Annotated in this window: 5 protein-coding genes; 3 read left to right on the top strand and 2 right to left on the bottom strand. The window is 46.9% G+C overall.

Annotation, left to right across the window (positions count from 1 at the left end):
- Nucleotides 1-103: 103 nt before the first annotated feature.
- Nucleotides 104-1,297: a tyrosine--tRNA ligase gene (gene tyrS / locus V6C93_RS04610; RefSeq protein ID WP_333475475.1), complete on the bottom strand. Its 1,194-nt coding sequence runs from the start codon at nucleotides 1,295-1,297 to the stop codon at nucleotides 104-106.
- 210 nt (nucleotides 1,298-1,507) lie between these two features.
- Here tyrS and V6C93_RS04605 point away from each other — a divergent pair, with 210 nt between their 5' ends.
- Nucleotides 1,508-1,672, top strand: a complete 165-nt coding sequence (locus V6C93_RS04605; RefSeq protein WP_333475474.1) for a hypothetical protein — start codon at nucleotides 1,508-1,510, stop codon at nucleotides 1,670-1,672.
- A gap of 165 nt (nucleotides 1,673-1,837) precedes the next feature.
- Nucleotides 1,838-3,754, top strand: a complete 1,917-nt coding sequence (locus V6C93_RS04600; protein ID WP_333475473.1) for a transglycosylase domain-containing protein — start codon at nucleotides 1,838-1,840, stop codon at nucleotides 3,752-3,754.
- 374 nt (nucleotides 3,755-4,128) lie between these two features.
- On the opposite strand, the gene V6C93_RS04595 is transcribed toward V6C93_RS04600, so the two are convergent.
- Nucleotides 4,129-4,452, bottom strand: a complete 324-nt coding sequence (locus V6C93_RS04595; RefSeq protein WP_333475472.1) for a DUF1825 family protein — start codon at nucleotides 4,450-4,452, stop codon at nucleotides 4,129-4,131.
- A 329-nt stretch (nucleotides 4,453-4,781) separates the two neighbouring features.
- Here V6C93_RS04595 and V6C93_RS04590 point away from each other — a divergent pair, with 329 nt between their 5' ends.
- A complete protein-coding gene (locus tag V6C93_RS04590; RefSeq protein ID WP_333475471.1) occupies nucleotides 4,782-5,174 on the top strand; it encodes an NINE protein in 393 nt (130 codons plus the stop codon).
- The last annotated feature ends 82 nt before the right edge of the window (nucleotides 5,175-5,256 follow it).

Raw genomic sequence — 5,256 nt, 5'->3', positions numbered from 1 at the left:
GTTTTGAGGTTGAAGGTTTTGAGGTTGAAGGTTGAGAAGATAACGTTCTAACTTGCTCATCTGTCAACCGACTAACCTTCTAACCTGCCAACCTGCAACCCCTTTATGGTACTAGACGGACAAATTTCTTTTTCCCAACTTGTAAAACTTTGCCGTTTAAGGCTTCTGGGGAATCAAAGGTGAGGTCAATCTCAGAGATGCGATCTCCCTCTAACTTCACGCCTCCATTTTGAATCTGTCGCCGTGCCTCTCCACTCGATTGGCACAGCCCACTGGCATTGAGGACGTAGAACAACTTGGCAGGGAACTGCACGGAAGCTAGAGAAAATTCCGGAATGGCACCACCCTTTTTCGCTTCATCTGCCGCTTGCTTGCCGTGATACTGGGCAACAATCGTCTCAGCCAAAAGTTGTTGGCGATCGCGTGGATTGGTCGGTAATTCGTCAAGGGCTAAATCGGTTAACAGCTCAAAATACTCTTCCAGCCGATTATCCTTTGTACCTTCCAGCTTTTGATACATTGTCAGGGGGTCTTCCCTTAAGCCAACGTAGTTGTTCAGCGACTTTGACATCTTCTGAACTCCATCCGTCCCGATTAAAATCGGCATCAGCAACCCAAACTGAGGTGTCTGACCAAAATGGCGCTGCAAATCTCGTCCAACGGCAATATTAAATTTTTGGTCAGTTCCCCCCAATTCAACATCAGCCTTAACCGCCACCGAATCATAGCCTTGCATCAAAGGATAGAGGAATTCATGGAGGTAAATTGGGTTTTCTTGCTTGTAGCGATCGGCAAAGCCCTCCTTCGCCAGCATCTGCCCTACAGTCATGGTGGCTAACAACTCTAGAATTTTTGACAACCCTAACGGTTCTAGCCACTCCGAGTTGTAACGAATTTCTAGCCGTCCCGGTGTCTCAAAGTCCAAAATAGGGCGTACCTGCTCCAGGTAAGTTTGAGCATTTTGCTTCACCTCATCCACAGAAAGCTGACGACGTACCTCGGATTTGCCGGTCGGGTCACCAATCCTTGCGGTAAAATCCCCAATAATCAGGACAGCGGTATGACCCGCATCCTGGAAAGCCCGCAACTTTCGGACTGGGATACTATGACCAAGGTGGATATCTGTCCCCGTTGGGTCAATTCCCAACTTCACCCGTAAGGGACGGTCTGTTTGCCTTAAACGCTCAACTAAATTTTCATTAACATCTTGAGAATCGGGTTGGTTCGGAAAGATTTCACTAATGCCTCGATAGAGCCAAGCGAGCTCTTCGGGAGTAACGGATTCAAGATTTGACATTCGTCTGGAACATCTTTAAGGATTGAATAGCGAGATATAGCAGCTTGTTGAAATTTCTCGTTGGGTATACAAAGGCAAGGCAGCAAGATAACATATTTTTCTCGAAATCCCCAACAGCCATGAGTCAAGCCGTTAACCATTATCTCAGGATGTACCGACTATGATGAAGCAATGCTGACTTTTCGCCGACGCTTTGGCAGCTGTTACCCTATGACTTTTTTTTCAGAATACACAACAGTGATGCTCAAGCTTAATACAGTCAATGTTCCTCAGCTTACTGCCGTGAGCCGCTTGATTCAAGCGCTTTGCGCCATTACCGCCATTGCTTGGAACAGCGCTCTCATCACTCTTGCTCCTAAGGCTGCTTACGGCTGACTCAGCAACATAGTGTTACCCTTGTTAAGACATTTTTTTGACCATCCAGCTTCTCTGTCATCCTGCTATTGCTATAAATATCTGTAATTATCTATAGAAAGTATTGATACAAAGTTGCTTTCGCTTGTGCGTTCAGTATTTTTTGAGTGAGGAAGTGAAATCGCCGTGTCATCTAGCACTGTTCAACAGAAACAAGATACCAAAAGTGGCTCATCATCCGCTTTACAGTTTGTACAAGGAGTCGCTCAGGTAGCAGGTGGAACCATCCTCGGCATCACAATGCTAACGAGCTCAGTCGTTGCTGGTGGGTTGGTTGGCTTGGCGACTAGCTTTCGCAATCTCCCAGATGTCCGAGTCCTAAGGGGTTATGTGCCCTCAGAAACGACTTATATCTATGACATTAAGGGTAAGGAACTCGCCAGTCTCCACGGTGAAGCCAACCGCGAAGTTGTCAAATTAGACCAAATCAGCCCCATACTCAAGCGAGCCGTACTCGCGATGGAAGACAGCCACTTTTATGTACATCATGGGATTAACCCCAATAGTGTAGGGCGGGCGCTCTTAATCAACTGGGAGAAGAATACAGTGGTTGAGGGCGGCTCAACCCTAACGATGCAGCTGGTGAAAAACTTATTTCTCAAGCCAGAGCGTAAGTTTAGCCGCAAAATTGCCGAGGCGGTGATGGCTATCCGACTTGAGCAAATCTTCACAAAAGACCAGATTTTGGAAATGTACCTCAATCAAATCTATTGGGGTCATAACAACTATGGGGTTCAAACCGCCGCCGAAAGCTATTTTTCTAAGTCTGCCGATAAACTAAACTTGGCAGAGTCAGCCATGCTCGCGGGATTGATTCAGTCTCCGGAAGAATACAGTCCTTTTGTAAACCTCAAGGTAGCCAAAGAGCGACAGGCCGTTGTTTTAAAGCGGATGGAAGACTTGGGATGGATTACAGCAGCTGAAGCCGAAGCAGCTCGTAAGCAAAAGATGAATATAGGCAAGCTTACGTCTTGGCGAACGAGTAAACTGCCTTACATTACAGAAGCGGTTGTTAGTGAATTGAATGAGCGATTTGGGCGCGATGCTGTCCTAAAAGGCGGGATGCGAGTCCAGACCACGATTGACACTAACTTTCAGGAGATGGCGGAAGAGACTGTAACGCGTTCCCATGCTAACGTGCAATACCGTGGGCTTAATGCTGGGCAAGTAGCGCTAGCAGCCGTTGATCCTCGAACACATTTTGTCAAAGCCCTTGTAGGCGGAGTCAGCTACAAGAGAAGTCAGTTTAACCGAGCGAGCCAATCCCGACGGCAACCTGGGTCTGCTTTTAAGCCCTTTGTTTATTACACAGCCTTTGCCACCGGGAAGTATGGGCCTTCATCCACTATCATGGATAGTCCTGTTAGCTATCGGGATGGCAGCGGCTGGTACTCTCCTCGAAATTACGGCGGGGGTTATTCAGGTGCTGTAACTGTTCGTACTGCCTTGAGTCAGTCACTCAATGTTCCAGCCGTAAAAATCGGGAGGGCTGTCGGCTTGGATAAGGTAATTGAAACCTGTCGGACGCTAGGAATTAAGAGTCCGATGGAGCCAGTGACCTCCTTACCTCTGGGTGCAATTGGGTTGACGCCGTTGGAAATGGCTGGCGCTTATGCTACCTTTGCCAGTAATGGTTGGTATTCTGACACAACAATTATTGTCCGAGTTACCGATAGTACGGGGAATGTCTTGCTAGACAACACACCTAAACCTAGATTGGTACTCGATCCTTGGGCGACCGCTTCTCTGACAAACGTGCTACAAGGCGTGATTAATGGTGGCACTGGAAAAGCAGCACAAATCGGACGACCAGCAGCGGGTAAGACGGGTACGACCTCATCGGAGCGAGATGTCTGGTTTGTCGGCTATACACCGCAGTTAGCAGCCGCTGTTTGGATTGGCAATGATAACAACAGACCTATTGGGGGTGGAGCAACGGGAGGTCAATATGCTGCACCAATCTGGCGCAACTTTATGCTTAAGGCGTTGAAGAACGAGCCAGTACAGAACTTTCCATCGCCTTCTAAGTTTAATCACCCCTAGATGGCTTGTGGGTTTTAACAGTCCGCTGTCAGTTTTTTGGGTTCAAGGCCAGATATCTTTGAGTGTAGTTGTAACAGAGCCAAGGTTACACAGCTTATAATCCAGTTGCCTTGCTTTTTCATAACCGCTTGGTTAAGCAAACGCGCTTGGCTAAGTTGTTTACGCACTCCGCATCGGCTAGGCTTACGTTGACTCTTAGAAGGTCTGTAATGAGCTTGCGATCGCTGCTAGGTCAGACAAAATAACTGTGAAAGCTTAGGTCGAATGACTCCGTAGAAGCTAGCGCCAAAGCTACTGTTTAGGAGAAGCGTCCCTGAACTACAACGAATAGTCGTTACGCAAGAATGACGGCTTGCTAAAGGTTTGATTGCCTCTTAAGGTTGCTTCTCTAGCTCTGACTTCATTCGTTCCAGAGTCATATTCATTTGGTCAAACATTTGCTGAGGCGTAATGCCAAACTGACCGAGCTGTGTCTTGAGTTGTTCCACTGTCATCTGCGCCATGAAGTCATCCGATAACTCGAACCGCTTCATGAAAATGCGGTAACGCTCCATCAGCTCTTCCATCTGCTGGATAAAAATCTTTTTCCCTTCGTGGTCAAATTTGCCATAGCTGCCTCCCAATTGGATTAGAGATTGATAATCTTCAAACAGCTGCTTGGCTTCTTGTTGGACAATATCGGAATCAAAAAACCCCATTGCTCTTAACTATTCACTGACGAGTGGGTTAAACGGCTACTTTTAGTCACATTTTAGTGCAGTACTCAGCCTGCGCAAACTTCGGTTTACCGTATCCTGAGTAAGCGCTTACCTCACCTGAGTTACTAGATATAGCAAACTGATCAAAGTTTCAGTAAGCATTGTGTCGATTAGTCAGGATTTATCTGAAAACAACTTAGCAATTTTCTGTCTGGTAGGTATTGCCCACCCTGCTCTAGATTTTTCAAAATGAAAGAGTCATTGGCGGCACCGGGGTGATAAACTCCCTCATCCTTATAACCAAGCCACCCCTACGGATAAGACCAAGTATGTTGAGTAAGCCAAAAAATCGCACAATCGCTGCAATCCTAGCATTTAGTGGGATAGTAGTCCCTTTTGCCGGATTTCATAAATTTTATCTGGGACAGCCACAGTGGGGCATTGTGTATTTGCTCCTTTGGTGGACGCCTATTCCACACATCGCTAGTGTAATTGAAGGATTTTGGTACCTGGCACAAGGTTCACAGGAGTTTGATCGTAATTTCAATCTGGGTATAAATGAAGTGTCTTCGGTAGCGAATCAACCGACGGCGGTTGATCCTGCACAAGTGGGAGCGATCGCAGATGCCCTCAGAGAACTTGATAGACTACGCCAAGATGGACTAATGTCCGAGTATGAATTTGAGCAAAAACGCCGCCAATTACTGGATCGCATCGCCTAAAAGCAATGGCACTTTTTGACTGGCTGAGTCCCGCAGGACAATCGAACCCAAATTGGAATCTGATTCGATCACGACTTCAGAG

It is taken from the genome of Allocoleopsis sp. (assembly GCF_036703385.1).
In the GTDB taxonomy this organism is placed as follows: Bacteria; Cyanobacteriota; Cyanobacteriia; order Cyanobacteriales; family Coleofasciculaceae; genus Allocoleopsis.
This window is presented reverse-complemented; position numbering and strand designations above follow the sequence as displayed.